The organism is Bradyrhizobium genosp. L, from assembly GCF_015624485.1.
Taxonomy (GTDB): Bacteria; Pseudomonadota; Alphaproteobacteria; order Rhizobiales; family Xanthobacteraceae; genus Bradyrhizobium.
On the sequence record NZ_CP061378.1, the window covers coordinates 1989543 to 2009430 of the forward strand.

Genomic DNA, 19888 nt, shown 5'->3' on the forward strand with positions numbered 1-19888 from the left:
CCTACGATAGCTCGACGGTTCGTCAGCTATTCTCCACCAAGAACTCCACCCGCTCCGCGGCGAAGCGCGAGCGCTTGGTCACCAGGGGCTGGCCTGCGGGATCGACGTCGGTGGCATCGACCACCAGCACGGGACGGCCGAGCGGCAGTTCGAGCCGGGCGGCGTCGGCGGCGTCGGCGATGGCCGCGGTGATCCGGGTCGAGGCGCGCCTGTAATCCTTCACGTCGTAATGCGCCAACAGCTTGGTCATCGAGCGGACGTTGGCGAACACATTGCCGGCATCGGGAAAGCGGTCGGCTGACAGCCAGGTCGTCGAGACGCAGATCGGCGTGCGGTCGGCGAGCCGCACTGCCTCGATCCGGATCAGCGGCGCGCCGATTTTCAAGCCCAGCGTGCGCGCGATGTCGCGGTCGGCGACGTCGCTGCTCGCATCGATCAGCTGCCCGCGCGGCTCGTGGCCGCCGGCGCCGACGATCTCGGAAAATCGTGTGCGGGAGCGCAAGGGATACGCGAGCCGTTGGGTTTCGACATAGGTGCCGCTGCCGCGCTCGGCGCGGACCAGGCCGCGCTCCGCCAGCGCCGCCAGCGCCCGCCGCACGGTGTGGCGGTTGACCCGGTAGGTCTCGGCGATCTCCATCTCGCCCGGCAGCTTTTCGCCCGCAGCGAAGCGGCCGTCGGCAATGCCGCGCTCGATGCCGTCGGCGACCTGCCGCCACAAGGCGACGCCGGAACTTTCCTGCATGCTCATGGCGCCGTGATAGCCAGAAATCGTCGATTTGTCACGAAACAGTCATGGCGTTTGGCTAGTAAGTTGTCTAGTATCATAGACAACTTGAATCAGGCAAGGTTGCCATGGGTATCACCGAACGGAACAGCAAAGAGGCGCAGCGCAAGGCTGCGATGGCAGTGCTGGCGCATTCCGGCGCCGCCGACATCGCAGTCCGTCTCGCCGAGCTCGCGGTGCCCGCGCATGAGAACCTGCGCACGCCGGAAAACGGCCTCGTGATGCTGCGCGGGCGGATCGGCGGCGACGGCGCGCCGTTCAATCTCGGCGAGGCGACGGTGTCGCGCGCGGCGGTGCGGCTTTCGACCGGCGAGGTCGGGTTCGGCTACACGCTCGGTCGCGATTCACAGAAGGCGCAGATGATCGCGCTATGCGACGCCATGGCGCAATCGTCGGATTTCTCCGCCGAGGTGGAGGCGAAGGTGATCGCGCCGCTGCGCGCGGGCCTAGCCACCGAACGCAATCGCAAGGCCGAAGAGACCGCGGCGACGCGGGTCGATTTCTACACCATGGTGCGCGGCGAGGGATGATGCGATGACCACGTTCGCCGAACTGCCCGCAGGCTTTGCCGACAAGATGTTGTCGGCGCAATCGACCTTCCGCTCGGTGATGGATGCGATGGCGCGTCCCGGCAGCGTGCAGCGCGTCGCGGTGCAGGCCGGAACGCCGTTCGGCGTGATGCGCGGTTCGGCCGCGATCGCGCTGACCCTGTTCGACCACGACACGCCGATCTGGCTCGATCCTGCGATGTCGGCAACGACTGACGTCGCGAGGTGGCTCAAATTCCACACCAGCGCGCCCGTGATTGAGGATTCCTCGGTCGCGAGCTTCGCGCTGATCGGCGATCCCGCGAATTTGCCGGCGCTCGAGCGCTTCGCGTTCGGCAGCAACGAATATCCGGATCGCTCGGCCACGCTGATCCTGCAGGTCGACAGCCTGACGCAGGGGCCGGCGTTCGAGCTGAAGGGCCCCGGCATCGACGGCACGGCGCTGCTGCAGGCGATGATCAAGCCGCGCGACCTGTTCGAGCGGCTCGTCATCAACGAGACTTTGTTTCCGCGCGGCATCGATGTCGTGCTGGTCCATGACGATGCCATTGTGGCGATCCCGCGCACCACGCGGCTGGTCGCAAGCGGAGTGTGAGCGATGTATGTAGCCGTCAAGGGAGGCGAACGCGCCATCGAGAACGCCCACCGCCTGCTCGCGCATGAGCGGCGCGGCGACCGCGACGTGGCCGAGGTGACGCTGGCGCAGATTTCCGAGCAACTCTCGCTCGGTGTCGATCGCGTCATGACCGAGGGCTCGCTGTACGACCGCGAGCTTGCGGCGCTCGCGATCAAGCAGGCGCGCGGCGACATGATCGAGGCGATCTTCCTGGTCCGCGCCTTCCGCGCCACCCTGCCGCGGTTCGGCGCCAGCGAGCCGGTCGACACCGGCGAGATGCAGGTGCGGCGGCGCATCTCCTCGACCTTCAAGGACATTCCAGGCGGCCAGATCCTGGGGCCGACCTTCGATTACACCCATCGCCTGCTCGATCCGCAGCTCGCGGAAGGCTTTGTGCCGGACGAGCCGGCGACGGCGGCGGCACCGCAGACGCTGGCGCCGCGGGTGACCGACATCCTCGGCCGCGACGGCCTGATCGAATCCTCGCCGCAGGCCGAGCCGGACGCGCCGGTCGGCGATCTCACGCGCGAACCGCTCGGCTTTCCCGCCGACCGGGACCTGCGGCTGCAGAATCTGGCGCGCGGCGACGAGGGTTTTCTGCTCGCGCTCGGCTACTCAACACAGCGTGGCTATGGCCGCAACCATCCGTTCGCCGGCGAGATCCGCTTCGGCGAGGTCGAGGTCGAGTTCTTTGCCGAGGACGCAGGCTTTGCCGTGCCGCTTGGTTCGATCGGACTGACCGAGTGCCAGATGGTCAACCAGTTCAAGGGGTCGGCGACCGAAGCGCCGTGCTTCACCCGCGGCTACGGCCTGGCCTTCGGGCAGAGCGAGCGTAAGACCATGTCGATGGCGCTGGTCGACCGCGCGTTGCGCGCCTGCGAGCTCGACGAGGAAGTGAGGTCACCGGCACAGGACGAGGAGTTCGTGATGTCGCACTCCGACAACGTGCAGGCGACCGGCTTCGTCGAGCATCTCAAGCTGCCGCATTATGTCGACTTCCAGTCCGAGCTCGGCCTGTTGCGCAAGCTGCGGCGGGAGTTCGCCGAAGCGAACGAGGCTCCGGACATGCAGGAGGCCGCGGAATGAACGCGCCGACGTACAATTTCGCCTATCTCGACGAGCAGACCAAGCGGATGATCCGTCGCGCGATCCTGAAGGCGATCGCGATCCCCGGCTATCAGGTGCCGTTCGCCAGCCGCGAGATGCCGATGCCCTACGGCTGGGGCACCGGCGGCGTGCAGGTGACCGCTGCGATCCTCGGCCCCGACGACGTCTTGAAGGTGATCGACCAGGGCTCCGACGACACCACCAATGCGATCTCGATCCGAAAATTCTTCGGCAAGACTGCCGGCGTCGCGACCACGACCTCGACCAATGATGCGACCGTGATCCAGACCCGGCACCGCATTCCCGAGGCCGAGCTGCACGCGGGACAAGTGCTGGTCTATCAGGTGCCGATCCCAGAGCCGCTGCGCTTCCTCGAGCCGCGCGAGACCGAGACGCGGCGCATGCATGCGCTCGCCGAATATGGGCTGATGCATGTCAAGCTCTACGAGGACATCGCGCGCTTCGGCCATATCGCGACCGCCTACGCCTATCCGGTGAAGGTGAACGCGCGCTATGTGATGGACCCGTCGCCGACGCCGAAATTCGACAATCCGAAGATGGACAATTGCGCGGCGCTGCAGCTGTTCGGCGCCGGCCGCGAGAAGCGGATCTATGCGATCCCCCCGTACACCACGGTGGTCTCGCTTGATTTCGAGGACCATCCGTTCACGCGCTACCGCTTCGATGCGCCCTGCGCGCTGTGCGGCGCCGACAATTCCTATCTCGACGAGATCGTCACCGATGATCAGGGCGGGCGGATGTTCGTCTGCTCCGACACCGATTTCTGCGAGCAGCGCCAGGCCGCCGGCCATCACGGCACCGAGAGCGCGGCGCCGCACAAGGAGAAGGCGCATGCCTGAGCCGTCCCACCTCGATCACGACCAGCCGCTGCTGGTCGCCGACGGGCTCGCCAAGAACTACGGCCAGTTGGTGGCCTGTCGCGACATCTCGTTCGCGCTCTATCCGGGCGAAGTGCTGGCGATCGTCGGCGAGTCCGGTTCGGGCAAGTCGACGCTGCTGCAGCTGCTGTCGGCGCAGCTCGCGCCGAGCGCGGGCCGCGTGTCGTATCGGATGCGCGACGGCGTGCTGCGCGATCTCGCCGAGCTCAGCGAAGCCGAGCGGCGCTTTTTGTATCGCACCGACTGGGGCTTCGTGCACCAGGATCCCGCGCAGGGGCTGCGTATGGCAGTTTCCGCCGGCGCCAATGTCGGCGAGCGGCTGATGGCGGTCGGTTGGAATCACTACGGCAAGATCCGCGATACCGCGTCGACCTGGCTCGATCGGGTCGAGATCGATGTCGGCCGCATCGATGATGCGCCAAAAACCTATTCCGGCGGCATGCGGCAGCGGCTGCAGATCGCGCGCAACCTGGTCACCGAGCCGCGGCTGGTGTTCATGGATGAGCCGACCGGTGGCCTCGACGTCTCGGTGCAGGCGCGCCTGCTCGACCTGATGCGCAATCTCGTCAGCGAGCTCGGCCTCGCCGCCATCGTCGTCACCCACGATCTCGCCGTCGCGCGGCTGCTGTCGCATCGGGTGATGGTGATGAAGGGCGGCCGCGTCATCGAGACCGGCCTGACCGATCAGGTGCTCGACGATCCGCGCGAGCCCTATACGCAACTGCTCGTTTCCTCGATCCTTCCGCCATGAGGCCGCCGATGACCGCGATGATCGAACTCGCCGACGCCCAGAAGACCTTCACCATGCATCTGCAGGGTGGCGTCGAGCTGCCGGTGGTGCACGGCGTCTCGTTCCATGTCGAGCCGGGCGAATGCGTGGTGCTGTCGGGTCCGTCAGGCGCCGGCAAATCGTCCATTCTCAAGATGATCTTCGGTAATTACCGCTGCGACAGCGGCCGGATCGGCATCCGCCACCATGGCACGGTGATCGACCTCGCCATCGCTGAGCCGCGCCAGGTGCTGAGCGTGCGCCGCTCGACCATCGGCTATGTCAGCCAGTTCCTGCGCGCCGTGCCGCGGGTCGCGACGATCGACGTCGTCGCGGAACCGCTGATCGCGAACGGCGTCGCACGCGAGGAGGCCCGCGCACGCGCCGGCCAATTGCTGCGCCGGCTCAACATTCCGGAGCGGCTGTGGTCGCTGCCGCCCTCGACCTTCTCCGGCGGCGAGCAGCAGCGCGTCAACATCGCGCGCGGCTTCATTTCCGACCTGCCGATCCTGCTGCTGGATGAGCCGACCGCCTCGCTCGATGCGGCCAATCGCGCCGTCGTGGTCGAGCTGATCGCCGAGAAAAAGACCAAGGGCGTCGCTGTTGTCGCGATCGTCCATGACGACGAAATCCGCCATCTGATCGCCGACCGCATCGTCGACGTGACCTCGTTCGCCGCTGCCGCCTGAAGGACCGTTTGAAATGACCGCCAAGCAAGACACCCTCATCGGCAACGCCCGGCTGGTTCTCGCCGATCGCGTCATCGAGCAGGGATGGGTCGCCATGTCGGGCGGCAAGATCGCCGAGTTCGGCGAGGGCAGGGCGCCCGAGGCTGATGAAGACGCCGGCGGCGACCTGCTGATGCCCGGGCTGATCGAGCTGCATACCGACCATCTCGAGATGCACTACGTGCCGCGGCCAAAGGTGTTCTGGAATCCGGTCGCTGCCGTGATTTCCTATGACGGGCAGCTGGCGACGTCGGGCATCACCACGGTGCTGGACTCGCTGCGGGTCTGGCGCGAGGACGGCGCCGAGGAAGTCGATGGCCGCGCCGGTGTGCTGGCGGCAGCGATCACGACGGCGCGCGAGGAGAATTTGCTGCGCGCCGATCACTTCCTGCATTTGCGCTGCGAGATCCCGATGCCCTCCGTGGTGGAGGAAGCCAAGGAGCTGATCGGCCGCCCCGATGTGCGGCTGATGTCGCTGATGGATCACACGCCGGGGCAGCGCCAGTTTCGCGACGAGGTCAAGCTGCGCGACTACTACCGCGGCAAGAGCGGCGGCCTGACCGACGCCGAGCTCGACGTGATGTTCGCACGGCGCTTCGCCTATCAGCAGCAATACGCCGTGGCCAACACCCGCGCGATCGTCGCGCTGGCGCAACAATACGGGATTCCGTTGGCGAGCCATGATGACACCACGGACGAGAACGTGACCGACGCAATTAACGACAAGGTCGCGGTCGCGGAATTCCCGACGACGCTGGAAGCTGCGCGCGGACTGCATGCGGCCGGCATCGACGTGCTGATGGGCGCGCCGAACGTGGTGCGCGGCGGCTCGCATTCCGGCAACATCGCGGCCGTCGATCTCGCCCAGGAGGGAATGCTCGACATCCTGTCCTCGGACTACATCCCCTCCAGCCTGTTGATGGCGGCACTGCAACTGCCGCAGCGCGTGCCGGCGATCGATCTCGCCGCCGCCGTCCGCACCGTGACGAAGACGCCGGCCGAGGCGGTCGGGCTCTCCGATCGCGGCGAGATCGCGGTCGGCAGGCGTGCCGATCTGATCCGCGTGCATGTCGCGCGCGACCTGCCGGTGGTGCGCAGCGTCTGGCGTGAGGGGAGCAGGGTTGCATGAGCGAAGCCCCCGTCGTCGCCGAGCAGGACGTCGCAGCGATCGGCCCGGGCCGCCTCGTGCTGGTGGTCGGCCCGAGCGGCGCCGGCAAGGATACGCTGCTCGGCCTCGCGAAGGCCGCCTGTGCCGACGACCGCAACATCCTGTTCGCGCGCCGCCTGATCACCCGCCAGGCTTCGGCATCGGAAGACAACGAGGAGATCAGCGCGGAGACCTTCCAGCGCGGTATCGTCAATGGCGACTACGCCATGCACTGGGACGCTCACGGCCATCGCTATGCGCTGTCGCGGGCGATCGACGACGAGATCCGCGCCGGCCGCACCGTGATCGCGAACGTCTCGCGCACGGTCATTGCCGCGGCGCGTCGCGCCTATGCCAATGCCGTTGTGGTCTCGATCACGGCGCCGCCGGACGTGCTCGCCGCGCGGCTCGCGGCGCGGGCGCGCACCAGCGATGGCCAGCTTGGTGCAAGGCTGGCGCGGACGGTCGATGAGACGACCTCGGTGCCTGACTTCACCATCGTCAATTCCGGCACCGCCGACTATCACGCGCGGCAACTCGTCCGCGTCATCAAGGGCGAGCGCTGGGATTGCTAGCAACAGCAGGAGAACAGCACGGATGTCGGTGATTGAGACGATCGAGCAGCTCGAGGCGATCTACGGTTTCCCGAACGACGCATCAACCGTGAAGGTCGCCGACCATGTCACGCCGCTCTATCGCATCTTGATCGAGAAATCGCCGTTCGTGTCGCTGGCGACCTGCGGGCCCGAGGGGCTCGACTGCTCGCCGCGCGGCGATCTGCCCGGCTTCGTCCGGATCCATGACGCCAAGACGCTGATGATGCCGGACCGCCGCGGCAACAACCGCTGCGATTCCCTGCGCAACATCGTGCGCGATCCCCGCGTTGGGTTGCTATTCCTGATCCCGGGCTCCGGCAGCACGCTGCGCGTCAACGGCCGCGCCCACGTCTCGGCCGAGCCGGCCCTGCTGGCATCGTTCAAGATGGACGGCAAGGCGCCGCGCACGGTGATCGTGATGACGATCGAGGAGATCTATTTCCAGTGCGCTCGCGCCATCGTGCGCTCCGATCTCTGGAATCCGGACAAGCAGGTCGATCCGAGGAGCTTGCCGACGCCGGGCCAGATCCTCGCCGAGATGAGCGAGCACACCGTCGGCGGCGAAAAATACGATCGCGAATGGCCCGAGCGCGCGCGGCAGACGATGTGGTGATGGTATTGCGCGCGTGAGCGGCGATCAGTTCTTCGACTGCTCCTCGAACGCCTTCAGCGACACCGCCGCGATCTCGCGCAGCGCATCGCGGTCGATGCCGGAGGAGGCCATCACACCCATGCCGGCGGTGACCGCGGAGAGATAGCGTGCGAGCGCGGCGGGATCGGCATTGTCACCGAGATCGTGCTCGGCCTTCGCCTGCTCGAAGCGTTCGCGCAGCTGATCTTCGGTCTGGGCCCGCCGCGCCGCCAGTTCGAACGGGACGTTGGCCGAGCCGGTGCCGCAGGCGAGGCCGCCCTGGACCAGGAGGCAGCCGGGCGGGTTGGCGGGGTCGGTGTGGGCATCTGCGGTCCCCATCAAGAACCGTGTCGCCACGTCGTAAGCGGTTGGTGCGGACAGCACCTGCTCCATCCAGGCGTCGCGCCGCTCGGTGTAGCGGTCCAGCGCGGCCTTCAGCAGGCCTTCCTTGCTGCCGAAGGCGGCATAGAGGCTGGGGGGATTGATATGCATCGCCTCGGTGAGCTGCGCGATCGTCGCACCCTCATAGCCATGGCGCCAGAACACCTCCATGGCCTGGTCCAGTGCGGCGTCCGCGTCGAAGGCGCGGGGGCGTCCCATACCCATTTTGTTGCTCCGTAAGCCGGGTGCCGTTTCTGCGACGGGGTGTTTCCCTAGCCTATCCTGTTGTTGGACGTGATGTTTTTCGTCGACTTCCCATTTCCCCAGGAATGCGATAATAAATTCATAGCATCCGCTACATAAGCATCTTGCGGAGCGACGTCCAGCGCCACATCTGTAGCGAACACTACATATGTGGAGCGCGCTAATGCCCTCAGTCAAGAATTCCCGTTCCGGCCGCCTCCGATCCATTGTCGGCGGTATCATTGTGCTCGGCGTCCTCGCGGTGGCCGGTTCGATCACGACCGGCCGTTATTTTTATGCGGCGCAGGCGACCGGCGCCGCCGCGGCGCCCGAGCAGGCCGTCCCCGTCACCGTTGCGGTGGTCAAGCCGCGTCCGACCACGCTGTTTGACGAGTTCTCCGGCCGGCTCGAGGCGGTCGACCGGGTCCAGCTGCGGCCGCGGGTGGCGGGCGCGATCCTGGAGACCAAATTCACCGAAGGCGCGCTCGTGAAAGCCGGCGACGTGCTGTTCAAGATCGATCCCGCGCCCTATGCCGCCGAGGTCGACCGCGCCCAGGCGCAGCTCGAAGCGGCCAAGGCTCGCGTCGTCTTCACCACCAGCGAGGTTGAGCGCGGCGCAGCCCTGGTCGGCAATAATATCGTGACCCGGCGTGATTTCGATCAGCGCGACAACGCCAATCGTGAGGCGATCGCCAACGTCAAGGCGGCCGAAGCCGCGCTGCAGACCGCAAAACTCAATCTCGACTACACCGAAGTGCGCGCCCCGGTCGATGGCCGGGTCGGCCGGATCGAGATCACCGTCGGCAATCTCGTCGCCGCCGGCACCTCGTCTCCGGTGCTGACGTCGCTGGTCTCGGTCAACCCGATCTATGCGAGCTTCGATGCGGACGAGGAGGTGGTGCTGCGCGCGCTGAACTCGATCGCAGACGCGTCCGGCAAGCGCGGCAATCTTGATCAGATCCCGGTCGAGATGACGACGTCGGGCGGCCTCCGCGCCAAGGGCCACATCCAGCTGATCGACAACCAGGTCAACGGCCAGAGCGGCACGATCCGCGTCCGCGCCGTGTTCAACAACGAGGACGGCCGGCTGATCCCCGGACAGTTCGCCCGCGTGCGCATGGGCCAGCCGAAAGAGCAGACGCTGGTCATGATCGACGAGCGCGCGGTCGGCACCGACCAGGACAAGAAGTTCGTGATGATCGTCGGCGACGACAGCCGCGCGGTTTACCGCCCGGTGACGCTCGGCGGCGCAGTCGATGGCCTGCGCATCGTGACGGCCGGCCTGAAATCCGGCGACCGCATCGTCGTCAACGGGCTGCAGCGCGTGCGTCCCGGCGCACTTCTGAAGATGGAAGTCGCCGAGATGGGCGCGCGGGGCACACAACAGGCGGCAGCCGAAACCAAACAGAACGTAGCGCAGCGGTAGAGCATGATCCGGAAAAGTGGAAACCGGTTTTCCGAACAGATCATGCTCAAGTAAAGCAGCTCGCGCGCACGGGGCAAAGCCATGAATCTCTCCAAATTCTTCATCGACCGGCCGATCTTCGCCGGCGTGCTCTCGATCCTGATCTTCCTGGCCGGCCTGATCTCGCTGTTTGCGATGCCGATCTCGGAATATCCCGACGTGGTGCCGCCATCTGTCGTGGTGCGCGCGACCTATCCCGGCGCCAATCCGAAGGTGATCGCCGAGACGGTGGCCACCCCGATCGAGGAGCAGATCAACGGCGTCGAGGACATGCTCTATATGTCGAGCCAGGCGACCACCGACGGCGCGATGACGCTGACGGTGACGTTCCGCCTCGGCACCGATCCCGACAAGGCGACGCAGCTGGTGCAGAACCGCGTGCAGCAGGCCGAGCCGCGCCTGCCGGCCGTGGTGCGCCAGCTCGGCATCATCACCAAGAAGAGCTCGCCCGACCTCACCATGGTCGTGCATCTGTTGTCGCCGAACAACCGCTACGACATGACTTACTTGCGCAACTACGCGGTGCTCAACGTCAAGGACCGGCTGGCGCGGATCGACGGCGTCGGCGACGTCCAGCTCTACGGCGCCGGCGATTATTCGATGCGGGTCTGGGTCGATCCGCAGAAGGCGGCGGAGCACGCGTTGACCGCAAACGACATCGTGAAGGCGATCCAGGCGCAGAACGTCGAGGCCGCCGCCGGCGTGGTCGGCTCCTCGCCGAGCGTCAAGGGCCTCGATCTGCAGCTCTCGGTCAACGCCGAGGGCCGGCTGTCGACCGAGGAGCAGTTCGGCGACATCGTGGTCAAGACCGGCTCGGCAGGCGAGGTCGTGCGGCTGCGCGACGTCGCGCGGATCGAGCTCGGCGCCTCCGAATACGGCCTGCGCTCGCTGCTCGACAACAAGCAGGCGGTTGCGATCCCGATCTTCCAGGCGCCGGGATCCAACGCGCTGCAGATCTCCGACCATGTCCGTGCGACGATGGCCGAAATCAAGAAGAACATGCCGGAAGGCGTAACCTACCAGATCGTCTACGATCCGACCCAGTTCGTGCGCTCCTCGATCGAAGCTGTCGTCCACACCCTGCTCGAAGCCGTGGTGCTGGTGGTGCTGGTGGTGATCCTGTTCCTGCAGACCTGGCGCGCCTCGATCATTCCGTTGATCGCGGTTCCGGTGTCGATCGTCGGCACCTTCGCCGTGATGCACCTGTTCGGCTTCTCGATCAACGCGCTCAGCCTGTTCGGCCTGGTGCTCGCGATCGGCATCGTGGTCGACGACGCCATCGTCGTGGTCGAGAATGTCGAGCGCAACATCGAGTCCGGCCTGACGCCGCGCGACGCCACCAATCAGGCGATGCGCGAGGTCTCCGGCCCGATCATCGCGATCGCATTGGTCTTGATTGCGGTGTTCGTGCCGCTCGCCTTCATTTCGGGGCTGACCGGCCAGTTCTACAAGCAGTTCGCGCTGACGATCGCGATCTCGACGGTGATCTCGGCCGTCAACTCGCTGACGCTGTCGCCGGCGCTGTCGGCGCTGCTGCTGAAGGGACATGACGACCCGAAGGACTGGCTGACGCGAGCCATGGACAGGTCGCTCGGCTGGTTCTTCCGCGGCTTCAACAAGGTCTTCATCCGCTCCTCGGAGAATTACGGCCGCACCGTCGGCAAGGTGATCTGGGGCAAGGCCGCGGTGATCGGCCTCTATGTGCTGCTGGTCGGCGTCACCGGGGTGCTGTTCAAGCAGGTGCCGAGCGGTTTCGTGCCGGGCCAGGACAAGCAGTATCTGGTCGGCTTCGCGCGGCTGCCCGACGGCGCCACGCTCGATCGCACCGAGGAGGTGATCCGCAAGATGAGCGACATCGCGCTGACGCAACCCGGCGTCGAAAGCTCGGTGGCGTTCCCCGGCCTGTCGATCTCCGGCTTCACCAACTCCTCCAACGCCGGCATCGTGTTCTCGACGCTGAAGCCGTTCGACGAGCGCAAGGATCCGTCGCTGAGCGGGCCTGCGATCGCCGCGGCGCTGAACAAAAAATACGCCGGCATCCAGGAAGCCTTCATCGCCATGTTCCCGCCGCCGCCGGTCAACGGCCTCGGCACCATCGGCGGCTTCAAGCTGCAGATCGAGGACCGCGCCGGGCTCGGTTACGACGCGCTGAACGACGCGACCAAGGCCTTCATGGCCGCAATCTCGAAGGCGCCGGAGATCGCCGGTGCGTTCTCGAGCTTCCAGGTCAATGTGCCGCAACTGTTCGCCGACATCGACCGCACCAAGGCACTGCAACTCGGCGTGCCCGTGACGGAGGTGTTCAACACGCTGCAGATTTATCTGGGCTCGTACTACGTCAACGACTTCAACAAATTCGGCCGCACCTATTCGGTCTATGTGCAGGCCGACGCGCCGTTCCGCGCGCGGGCCGACGACATCAGGCAGTTGAAGGTGCGTTCGTCATCCGGCGACATGGTGCCGCTGTCGGCGCTCATGAATATCCGCCAGAGTGCGGGTCCGGAGCGCGCGATCCGCTACAACGGCTTCCTGTCGTCGGACATCAACGCCGCCGCGGCGCCCGGCTATTCCTCCGGTCAGGCGCAGGAGGCGGCGACGCGGATCGCAGCTGAAGTTCTGCCGCCCGGTTTTGCTTTCGAATGGACCGACCTGACCTATCAGGAGTTCATCGCCGGCAATTCGGGACTCTGGGTCTTCCCGCTTGCGATCCTCCTGGTGTTCCTGGTGCTGGCCGCGCTCTATGAGAGCCTGGCACTGCCGCTCTCGATCATCATGATCGTGCCGATGGGGCTATTGGCCGCGATGTTCGGGGTCTGGCTGTCGAAGGGCGACAACAACGTCTTCACCCAGATCGGCCTGATCGTGCTGGTCGGACTGTCGGCCAAGAACGCGATCCTGATCGTCGAGTTCGCGCGTGAGCTCGAATTCGCCGGGCGTTCGCCGATCCGCGCCGCGATCGAGGCAAGCCGGTTGCGGCTGCGGCCGATCCTGATGACGTCGATGGCGTTCATCATGGGCGTGCTGCCGCTGGTGCTCTCCACCGGCGCGGGCTCGGAGATGCGGCGCGCGATGGGCGTCGCGGTGTTCTCCGGCATGATCGGCGTCACCGTCTTCGGCCTGTTCCTGACGCCGGTGTTCTATGTGCTGCTGCGGACCGTCACCGGCATGAAGCCGCTGACCCAGCACGGCGAAACGACCATTCCCGGAAAAGCGCACGCGGCATGATGCCGCTTGTCTAAAGCTACAAACAAAAAACGAGAGCCCCGGTTCTGACACCAGAACCGGGGCTCGCGTTCATGACATTTTGGAAAGGTTCAGGCTGCGATGTCGAGCAGCAATTGTGACGAACCGCGGATCAGCATCTTGCGGCCCGCGGGTGTCAGCTCAAACGAATCTCCCCGCAGTGCGACAAAGCCGAGCGTGACAAGGCTTTCGACCGCGAACCGGTTCAGTTTCGAGGGGTTTGCTGCGGGAGCCCGCAGCGCTTTCAACGCATCCCACTGATCTGGTCTGAGTTCGAGTTCTTCGTTCATGGGTCGAGGCACTCCAATTTCTGGAGAGCGAGATACAGAGCGCAGATGAATTTCGTGCGACCACAACGAGTCCAGAAGGGGATTTATGTGGACACGGCGTCACATCGCCGTGTCATTGGAATGTTTCAAGTTTTTCGAATCGTTGCGACGCAATGACGCGTGATGTCGTCACAGAGATTAACTGCGTGAGGTCACACAAGTTAATCGAGTCGATTAACCGGGTTAATCGCTTGGCTTAACCGCGCCGCACGCTCGATCCGCCGTCGACCGGCAACGTGACGCCGGTAATGAAATCGGCTTCATCGGAGGCGAGAAACAGCGCGGCATTGGCGACGTCCCAGCCGGTGCCCATCTTCCTGCGCAGCGGCACCTTGCTGTCGCGTTCGGCTTCGACCTCGGCGCGGCTCTTCTTGAATTCGCGGGCGCGGGTGTCGACCGCCATCGGCGTATTCATCAGGCCGGGCAGGATCACGTTGGCACGGATGCCATATTGCGCGTTCTGATAGGCGAGCTGCTCGGTGAAAGCGATCATCGCCGACTTCGTCGCCTTGTAGGCCACGTAGGGATAGGTCGTGATCGCGGCCATCGACGAGATGTTGATGATCGAACCGTGCTGCTGCTTGCGCATGATCGGGATCACATGCTTGGCAGCTAGGATGCAGCTCTTCAGGTTGATCGCGACGCAACGGTCGAAGGCTTCTTCCGTGATGTCGAGCAATTCGGCATCGCCGCCGGACAGGCTGACGCCGACATTGTTGTGCAGCACATCGACGCTGCCCCAGCGCGAATGCGCATCCGCCACCATGGCCTTGAGGTCGGCATTCTTGGTGACGTCGGCCTTGAAAGCCACCGCGGTGCCGCCCTTGGCCGCGATCAGGTCGACGGTCTCCTGCGCCGAATCCAGATGGTGATCGACGCAGAGCACCTTGGCGCCTTCGCGCGCGAAGGTCAGCGCGGTGGCGCGGCCGTTGCCGATGCCCTCACCGGGGCTCTGGCCGGCGCCGACGACGATGGCGACACGATCTTGCAGGCGCATCTCACTTCACTCCCGGGATCGGATACTGTTGCAGTACCTCTTTGTAATGCGGTTCGTTGTCGATCTTCATGGTGGCGAGCACGCGCACCACGGCACAGTAGAACGCGATGGTCAGCACCAGATCGGTCATGTGCTCGTCCGAGAGATGGCCCTTGATCTCGGCGAAGGTCTCCTCCCGCATCGCGAGCTCGCGCACCATCTCGCGGGCACCCCTGAGGATCGCTTTCGCCAGCGGCTCCAGCGTCGACGGCTTGCCTTCGGTCTCCGCCATCAGGCCTGCAATGTCGTCGTCGGTGACGCCGAACTCCCTGCCGATCTTCACATGATGGGTGAACTCGTATTCCGACTTCTCCAGCCAGCCGACCTGGAGGATCGCGAGCTCGCGCAGCCGCGGGTCGAGCTTGCTCTTGAAGCGGATATAGCCGCCGATGCCGTTGAAGGCCCGCGCCATGTCCGGCGAGTTCACCAGGAGCTTGTGCAGGTTGGTGTTGCGCTTGAGCATGTCGCGATATTCGGGGGCGACTTGCTCGGCTTCGAGATAGGGCAGGCGGGCCATTGTTGTTGTCCTTGGTTCGGCGGCTTGCGGGGAGGGGCGGCTGTCGGTTCAACCGTAGAGCGCTTTGTGCTCGGCCTCGTAGTTGGCGTAGGAATCCTTCATGCTGGCGCCGTTGAGCAGCATGGTCGCGACGACGGCATTGTCGGCGTCGAACACGGTGGTGCGCACCCACATGCTTTCGGTGCGCTTGCTGCCGGAGAGCGCGACGACCTCGCGCTCGGCCCAATAGGTCTCGCCGGGAAATAGCGGCCCACGCGAGAGCCGGATCTCCTGGTCGGCGAACAGCCCGACGGCGGGCCCGCGCACCGGCAGCCGGTCCTCGCGCGCGCGATACTGGAACAATACGCTCAGCATCTCCATCGGGATGATGGCGCGGCCCCAGGGATTATGCTCCTGCGCATAGTAGGCGTCCGAGGGCTCGGTGATCACCTTCAGCTTGTCGGCCAGCGAGAATGGATAGAGGTCGCCCATGTTCTGGTCGAAATCCATCCTGATGGCCTGGCGCGCGGTCTTCATGCCGACCTTGACGTCGGCAAGGATGACGGGATCGGTCAGCGGCTTCAATTCGCCGAGCCGGCGGGAGAGCGCCGTCTCGCTGCCGTCGCCGCCGATGGACGCCGTGCCGCGCAGGATCTCGGTGCCGTCGCGCTTGATCATCCCGATCGCGCAGACGATCTGGCCTGGCTTCGGCCTCTCGATCTGCGCTTGGACCTCCTCGCCCTCAAAGGCGGGGTTGCGGTAATGCGCGGAGATGCACCCGGTCTCGAACCAGGTCCGGCCCCAGATCCGCTCGCACAGCGGCGCGAACTGGCTGAAATGCGTCGGCCCCTCGATGGTGCCGCCGCGGAAACCGAGCTTCTGCGCGGTTGCGTCGTCATGAATCGACGCGTGGGAGTCGTAGGTTTGCGCCTGCAGCATCTGTTTCGGGCTGCGCCACGGACCCACCAGCAGATCGCCGTTCTCCACGATTTCCGTCGTGAACGCGGTTTCGAGCAGGATCATCCCACGTCTCCTCCTTAAAGGCTGCTTTTGAGCGCCTCCCTTTGCGCGCCAGCGTTTCAAAGAAGGCGCGGCTCGGCAAGGGCTCGCGAAATCAAGGGTTCGCGAAATACAGGTATGTGCTGCGGCCATGGAACGGGGCTGTTCATGCATGGCAAAATCAGTGCATGCTGATGCATGATCCTGCGCAGAAAATGAGACCGGTTCGGACCGGCGCGACAGAGACGGGACGGGAGCCTGAGACTGATGACGTTGATGGACGTTGGGCTGGACGACAAGTACCGGTTGGACGCGAAGCGAATCTTCCTCTCCGGTACCCAGGCGCTGGTCCGCTTGCCCATGCTGCAGCGCGAACGCGATCGCGCGCGGGGGCTGAACACCGCAGGTTTCATCTCCGGATACCGCGGCTCGCCGCTCGGCATGTACGACCACGCGCTATGGCGCGCGAAATCCTTCCTGAAAGAACACGACATCGCCTTCGTGCCGGGCCTCAACGAGGATCTGGCGGCGACAGCGGTATGGGGTAGCCAGCAGGTCGGCATGTTCCCCGGCGCCAAGGTCGATGGCGTGTTCGGCATCTGGTACGGCAAGGGCCCCGGCGTCGATCGCTCGCTCGATGCGCTCAAGCATGCCAATTCGGCCGGCACGTCGCCGAACGGCGGCGTGATTGCGCTCGCCGGCGACGACCATGGCTGCCAGTCCTCGACCCTGGCGCATCAGAGCGAGCAGGTGTTCGCCTCCGCGCTGATGCCGGTGGTCAATCCGGCGACATTGCAGGACTATCTCGACCTCGGCATCCTCGGCTTTGCGCTGTCGCGCTATTCCGGCTGCTGGGTCGGCTTCAAGGCGATCTCGGAGACGGTCGAGAGCTCGGCCTCGATCGTCAGCGATCCCGACCGCATCAAGATCCTCATGCCCGACGATTTCGAGATGCCGCCCGGCGGCCTCTCGATCCGCTGGCCGGATCCGTCGCTCGATGCCGAGCGGCGTCTGCATGGTCCGAAGATGGACGCAGTCGCCGCCTTCACCCGCGCCAACCGGTTCGATCGCATCGTGCTCGACTCGAAGCCCGCGCGGCTCGGCATCATGGCGACCGGCAAGGCCTATCTCGATCTGCGCCAGGCGCTGGCCGATCTCGGCATCACCGATCCCGAGGCGCAGGCGCTCGGCTTGCGCATCTACAAGGTGGCGCTGACCTGGCCGCTCGAGGCGAACGGCGCGCGCGCCTTCGCCGAAGGTTTGCAGGACGTGCTCGTGATCGAGGAGAAGCGCGGCTTCATCGAGGACCAGCTGATCCGCATCCTCTACAACATGGACGCTTCGAAGCGTCCCTCGGTGGTCGGCAAGCACGACGAGAGCGGCGCCGTGCTGCTGCCGAGCGAAGGCGAGCTGACGCCGACCATGGTCGCTGCTGCCGTAGTGGCGCGGCTGCGCAAGCTCGGCCATCGCAGCCCGATGCTGGAGCAGCGGCTCGCCAAGCTCGAAGCGTTCGACCGTCCCGCCGAAGGCACGGGGAGCGTCAAGCTGGCGCGCACGCCGTATTTCTGCTCCGGCTGCCCGCACAACACCTCGACGAAGGTCCCCGAAGGCAGCCGCGCCATGGCCGGCATCGGCTGCCACGGCATGGCGCTTTCGGTGCCGAACCGCAACACGCAGACCATCTCGCATATGGGCGCGGAGGGCGTGAACTGGATCGGCCAGGCGCCGTTCACCAGCGAAGCGCATGTGTTCCAGAATCTCGGCGACGGTACCTACACCCATTCCGGTCTTTTGGCGCTGCGCGCCGCTGGTGCGGCCGGCGTCAATATCACCTACAAGATCCTCTATAACGACGCGGTCGCGATGACCGGTGGCCAGCCGGCCGAGGGCGGCTTCACGGTGTCGCAGATCGCCCACCAGGTCGCGGCCGAGGGCACCAAACGGCTCGCGATCGTCTCTGACGATCCCGACAAATATCCGGCGAACTATTTCCCGTCCGGCGCCACCATCCATCACCGTCGCGAGCTCGATGCCGTGCAGCGCAGCCTGCGCGAGATCGAGGGCCTCACCGTCCTGATCTACGACCAGACCTGCGCCGCCGAAAAGCGCCGCCGCCGCAAGCGTGGGCTTTTTCCCGATCCGGCCAAGCGCGTCTTCATCAATGAGCGGGTCTGCGAAGGCTGCGGCGACTGCTCGCAGGTCTCGAACTGCGTCTCGGTGCAGCCGCTGGAAACCGAGCTCGGCCGCAAGCGCCGCATCGACCAGTCGAACTGCAATAAAGACTTTTCCTGCGTCGAAGGCTTTTGCCCGAGCTTCGTGATGGTGCAGGATCCCAAGCTGCGCAAGGCCGACCGCACCGCGGCCGACCCGAAGGCGCTGTTCGCCGATTTGCCGGCGCCGGCAGCGACAGAGCTCACCGGTCCCTACAACATCCTGATCACCGGCATTGGCGGTACCGGCGTCATCACCATCGGCGCGCTCCTCGGCATGGCCGCGCATGCCCAGGGGCTGGCCTGCTCGACGCTCGACTTCACTGGCCTGTCGCAGAAGAACGGCGCGGTCATGAGCCATGTCCGGCTGGCGCCGTCGGCCGACATGCTGAGCACCGTCCGCATCGCGCCCGGCAATGCCAATCTGATCCTCGGCTGCGACATCGTCGTCGCCACCAGCACGACGGCGCTGAGCCGCGCCGAGCGCGGCGTCACCCGTGCCGTCGTCAACGCCGATCTGCTGCCGACCGCGAGCTTCGTGATGGATCCGGACATCGATTTCGAGGCCGGCGCGATGCGCGAGGCACTCGACGGCGCGGTGACGGCGTCCGATCTCGACATCCTCGACGCCACCGGGCTCGCCACCGCGCTGATGGGCGACAGCATCGCCACCAACGCCTTCATGCTCGGCTTCGCCTTCCAGCGCGGTGCGATCCCGCTGTCGCTGGAAGCGATCCTCAAGGCGATCGAGCTCAACGGCGCCGCGATCGAGATGAACAAGACCGCGTTCTCCTGGGGCCGGCTCGCCGCACACGACCTACAGCGCGTCGTCAGTGCAGCCCGCTTCAAGAGCGCCGGTGCTGCGCCCGCAAAGCGCACGCTGGACGAGACGATCGCCTTCCGCGCCAAATTCCTCACCGACTATCAGGACGAGGCGTATGCGAAGCGCTATTTCGACGACGTCGCGCGCGTGCGTGCAGCCGAGACCGCGGCCGCACCGGGCTCGCAGGACCTGACCGAGGCCTTCGCAAAGGGCCTGTTCAAGCTGATGGCCTACAAGGACGAATACGAGGTCGCGCGGCTCTATTCCGACGGCGAGTTCACCAGGGCCTTGCGGGAGCAGTTCGACGGCAATCCGAAACTGAAGGTGCTGCTGGCGCCGCCGCTGCTGGCGCAGCGCGATCCCGTCACCGGGCGCTTGCAGAAGCATGAGTTCGGGCCCTGGATCTTCAAGGCATTCGGCCTGCTGGCCAGACTGAAGCGCCTGCGCGGCACCGCGTTCGACATTTTCGGCTACACCGCCGAGCGCAAGATGGAGCGCGCATTGCCGGTCGAGTATGCGGCGATGATCCTGCGCCATCTCGACGGCAAGACGCCGCTCGACCTGCCGCGGCTGGTGGCGCTGGCGAAGACGGCGGACCTCGTGCGCGGCTACGGCCACATCAAGGAGGCCAACGTCGCCCGCTATCGTGGCGAATGCGCGCGGCTGCAAGCCGCGATCGGCCGGCCGGTGGCGCAGGCCGCCGAATAGGGCTGGCCGAGCAGGGCCGGTGGCGGGAACATTCCGCCGCTGCCATGGTTGACCGGTAACCTTCCGCGCAGCATCGGCTGGATTTGCGCGGCCGGCCCCCTACATGATGTCTGTTCCTTTTTGAGTGATT

18 protein-coding genes are annotated in these 19888 nt (G+C 65.6%); 12 read left to right on the top strand and 6 right to left on the bottom strand.

Going from position 1 to position 19888, the window contains the following annotated elements; genetic code table 11:
- Window positions 1-22 precede the first annotated feature (22 nt).
- Window positions 23-748 carry a phosphonate metabolism transcriptional regulator PhnF gene (gene phnF, locus IC762_RS09330; RefSeq protein WP_195788511.1) on the bottom strand — a complete coding sequence of 242 codons (726 nt, stop codon included), beginning with the start codon at window positions 746-748 and terminating at the stop codon, window positions 23-25.
- A 104-nt stretch (window positions 749-852) separates the two neighbouring features.
- Between phnF and phnG the strand changes: the two genes are divergently transcribed.
- From phnG to IC762_RS09375, 9 genes are read left to right on the top strand one after another with little or no spacing between them, the layout of a single operon-like run.
- Entirely contained in the window at window positions 853-1314 is a 462-nt protein-coding gene (gene phnG, locus IC762_RS09335) for a phosphonate C-P lyase system protein PhnG (RefSeq protein WP_195788512.1), read from the top strand.
- Between the two features lie 4 nt (window positions 1315-1318).
- Complete coding sequence (phnH, locus tag IC762_RS09340) at window positions 1319-1927, top strand: phosphonate C-P lyase system protein PhnH (protein WP_195788513.1); 609 nt, start codon at window positions 1319-1321, stop codon at window positions 1925-1927.
- Between the two features lie 3 nt (window positions 1928-1930).
- Complete coding sequence (locus IC762_RS09345) at window positions 1931-3034, top strand: carbon-phosphorus lyase complex subunit PhnI (protein ID WP_195788514.1); 1104 nt, start codon at window positions 1931-1933, stop codon at window positions 3032-3034.
- Entirely contained in the window at window positions 3031-3915 is an 885-nt protein-coding gene (locus IC762_RS09350; RefSeq protein ID WP_195788515.1) for an alpha-D-ribose 1-methylphosphonate 5-phosphate C-P-lyase PhnJ, read from the top strand. Before IC762_RS09345 ends, IC762_RS09350 begins: the two co-directional genes overlap by 4 nt.
- Complete coding sequence (phnK, locus tag IC762_RS09355) at window positions 3908-4705, top strand: phosphonate C-P lyase system protein PhnK (RefSeq protein ID WP_195788516.1); 798 nt, start codon at window positions 3908-3910, stop codon at window positions 4703-4705. Before IC762_RS09350 ends, phnK begins: the two co-directional genes overlap by 8 nt.
- Before the next feature lie 8 nt (window positions 4706-4713).
- The gene (phnL, locus tag IC762_RS09360) at window positions 4714-5412 is read left to right on the top strand and encodes a phosphonate C-P lyase system protein PhnL (protein ID WP_195788517.1); all 699 of its coding nucleotides are present in this window, start codon (window positions 4714-4716) and stop codon (window positions 5410-5412) included.
- Between the two features lie 13 nt (window positions 5413-5425).
- Window positions 5426-6580 carry an alpha-D-ribose 1-methylphosphonate 5-triphosphate diphosphatase gene (locus IC762_RS09365; RefSeq protein ID WP_195788518.1) on the top strand — a complete coding sequence of 385 codons (1155 nt, stop codon included), beginning with the start codon at window positions 5426-5428 and terminating at the stop codon, window positions 6578-6580.
- Window positions 6577-7173, top strand: coding sequence for a phosphonate metabolism protein/1,5-bisphosphokinase (PRPP-forming) PhnN (gene phnN / locus IC762_RS09370; RefSeq protein WP_195788519.1), 597 nt, complete (start codon window positions 6577-6579; stop codon window positions 7171-7173). The genes IC762_RS09365 and phnN overlap by 4 nt, the downstream gene beginning before the upstream one ends.
- 22 nt (window positions 7174-7195) lie before the next feature.
- Window positions 7196-7807 (top strand): pyridoxamine 5'-phosphate oxidase family protein, encoded by a 612-nt coding sequence (locus IC762_RS09375; protein ID WP_195788520.1) that lies wholly within the window; start codon window positions 7196-7198, stop codon window positions 7805-7807.
- A 24-nt stretch (window positions 7808-7831) separates the two neighbouring features.
- Here the strand turns inward: IC762_RS09375 and IC762_RS09380 are convergent, their stop codons facing one another.
- Window positions 7832-8431, bottom strand: coding sequence for a TetR/AcrR family transcriptional regulator (locus IC762_RS09380; protein WP_195788521.1), 600 nt, complete (start codon window positions 8429-8431; stop codon window positions 7832-7834).
- Between the two features lie 202 nt (window positions 8432-8633).
- Between IC762_RS09380 and IC762_RS09385 the strand changes: the two genes are divergently transcribed.
- Both IC762_RS09385 and IC762_RS09390 read left to right on the top strand, forming a co-directional pair.
- On the top strand, window positions 8634-9875 hold the full coding sequence (locus IC762_RS09385) for an efflux RND transporter periplasmic adaptor subunit (protein WP_195788522.1): 1242 nt from the start codon (window positions 8634-8636) through the stop codon (window positions 9873-9875).
- Between the two features lie 81 nt (window positions 9876-9956).
- Window positions 9957-13139, top strand: a complete 3183-nt coding sequence (locus IC762_RS09390) for an efflux RND transporter permease subunit (RefSeq protein ID WP_195788523.1) — start codon at window positions 9957-9959, stop codon at window positions 13137-13139.
- A gap of 89 nt (window positions 13140-13228) precedes the next feature.
- Here the strand turns inward: IC762_RS09390 and IC762_RS09395 are convergent, their stop codons facing one another.
- The 4 genes from IC762_RS09395 to IC762_RS09410 all read right to left on the bottom strand — a co-directional run bounded on the left by IC762_RS09395 (window position 13229) and on the right by IC762_RS09410 (window position 16041).
- Window positions 13229-13447 (bottom strand): hypothetical protein, encoded by a 219-nt coding sequence (locus tag IC762_RS09395; protein WP_195788524.1) that lies wholly within the window; start codon window positions 13445-13447, stop codon window positions 13229-13231.
- A gap of 235 nt (window positions 13448-13682) precedes the next feature.
- The gene (locus IC762_RS09400; RefSeq protein WP_195788525.1) at window positions 13683-14483 is read right to left on the bottom strand and encodes an SDR family NAD(P)-dependent oxidoreductase; all 801 of its coding nucleotides are present in this window, start codon (window positions 14481-14483) and stop codon (window positions 13683-13685) included.
- Between the two features lies 1 nt (window position 14484).
- On the bottom strand, window positions 14485-15039 hold the full coding sequence (locus IC762_RS09405; protein ID WP_195788526.1) for a carboxymuconolactone decarboxylase family protein: 555 nt from the start codon (window positions 15037-15039) through the stop codon (window positions 14485-14487).
- Window positions 15040-15087: 48 nt separating this feature from the next.
- A complete protein-coding gene (locus IC762_RS09410; protein WP_246801497.1) occupies window positions 15088-16041 on the bottom strand; it encodes a hypothetical protein in 954 nt (317 codons plus the stop codon).
- A gap of 243 nt (window positions 16042-16284) precedes the next feature.
- On the opposite strand from IC762_RS09410, the gene IC762_RS09415 reads away from it, so the two are divergent.
- Window positions 16285-19758: an indolepyruvate ferredoxin oxidoreductase family protein gene (locus IC762_RS09415; protein WP_195788527.1), complete on the top strand. Its 3474-nt coding sequence runs from the start codon at window positions 16285-16287 to the stop codon at window positions 19756-19758.
- Window positions 19759-19888 lie beyond the last annotated feature (130 nt).

Excerpts from the sequence above, each read along its gene's own strand:
- phnF (WP_195788511.1), bottom strand. The coding sequence starts at position 748 with ATGAGCATGCAGGAAAGTTCCGGCGTCGCCTTGTGGCGGCAGGTCGCC.
- phnG (WP_195788512.1), top strand. The coding sequence starts at position 853 with ATGGGTATCACCGAACGGAACAGCAAAGAGGCGCAGCGCAAGGCTGCG.
- phnH (WP_195788513.1), top strand. The coding sequence starts at position 1,319 with ATGACCACGTTCGCCGAACTGCCCGCAGGCTTTGCCGACAAGATGTTG.
- IC762_RS09345 (WP_195788514.1), top strand. The coding sequence starts at position 1,931 with ATGTATGTAGCCGTCAAGGGAGGCGAACGCGCCATCGAGAACGCCCAC.
- IC762_RS09350 (WP_195788515.1), top strand. The coding sequence starts at position 3,031 with ATGAACGCGCCGACGTACAATTTCGCCTATCTCGACGAGCAGACCAAG.
- phnK (WP_195788516.1), top strand. The coding sequence starts at position 3,908 with ATGCCTGAGCCGTCCCACCTCGATCACGACCAGCCGCTGCTGGTCGCC.
- phnL (WP_195788517.1), top strand. The coding sequence starts at position 4,714 with ATGACCGCGATGATCGAACTCGCCGACGCCCAGAAGACCTTCACCATG.
- IC762_RS09365 (WP_195788518.1), top strand. The coding sequence starts at position 5,426 with ATGACCGCCAAGCAAGACACCCTCATCGGCAACGCCCGGCTGGTTCTC.
- phnN (WP_195788519.1), top strand. The coding sequence starts at position 6,577 with ATGAGCGAAGCCCCCGTCGTCGCCGAGCAGGACGTCGCAGCGATCGGC.
- IC762_RS09375 (WP_195788520.1), top strand. The coding sequence starts at position 7,196 with ATGTCGGTGATTGAGACGATCGAGCAGCTCGAGGCGATCTACGGTTTC.
- IC762_RS09380 (WP_195788521.1), bottom strand. The coding sequence starts at position 8,431 with ATGGGTATGGGACGCCCCCGCGCCTTCGACGCGGACGCCGCACTGGAC.
- IC762_RS09385 (WP_195788522.1), top strand. The coding sequence starts at position 8,634 with ATGCCCTCAGTCAAGAATTCCCGTTCCGGCCGCCTCCGATCCATTGTC.
- IC762_RS09390 (WP_195788523.1), top strand. The coding sequence starts at position 9,957 with ATGAATCTCTCCAAATTCTTCATCGACCGGCCGATCTTCGCCGGCGTG.
- IC762_RS09395 (WP_195788524.1), bottom strand. The coding sequence starts at position 13,447 with ATGAACGAAGAACTCGAACTCAGACCAGATCAGTGGGATGCGTTGAAA.
- IC762_RS09400 (WP_195788525.1), bottom strand. The coding sequence starts at position 14,483 with ATGCGCCTGCAAGATCGTGTCGCCATCGTCGTCGGCGCCGGCCAGAGC.
- IC762_RS09405 (WP_195788526.1), bottom strand. The coding sequence starts at position 15,039 with ATGGCCCGCCTGCCCTATCTCGAAGCCGAGCAAGTCGCCCCCGAATAT.
- IC762_RS09410 (WP_246801497.1), bottom strand. The coding sequence starts at position 16,041 with ATGATCCTGCTCGAAACCGCGTTCACGACGGAAATCGTGGAGAACGGC.
- IC762_RS09415 (WP_195788527.1), top strand. The coding sequence starts at position 16,285 with ATGACGTTGATGGACGTTGGGCTGGACGACAAGTACCGGTTGGACGCG.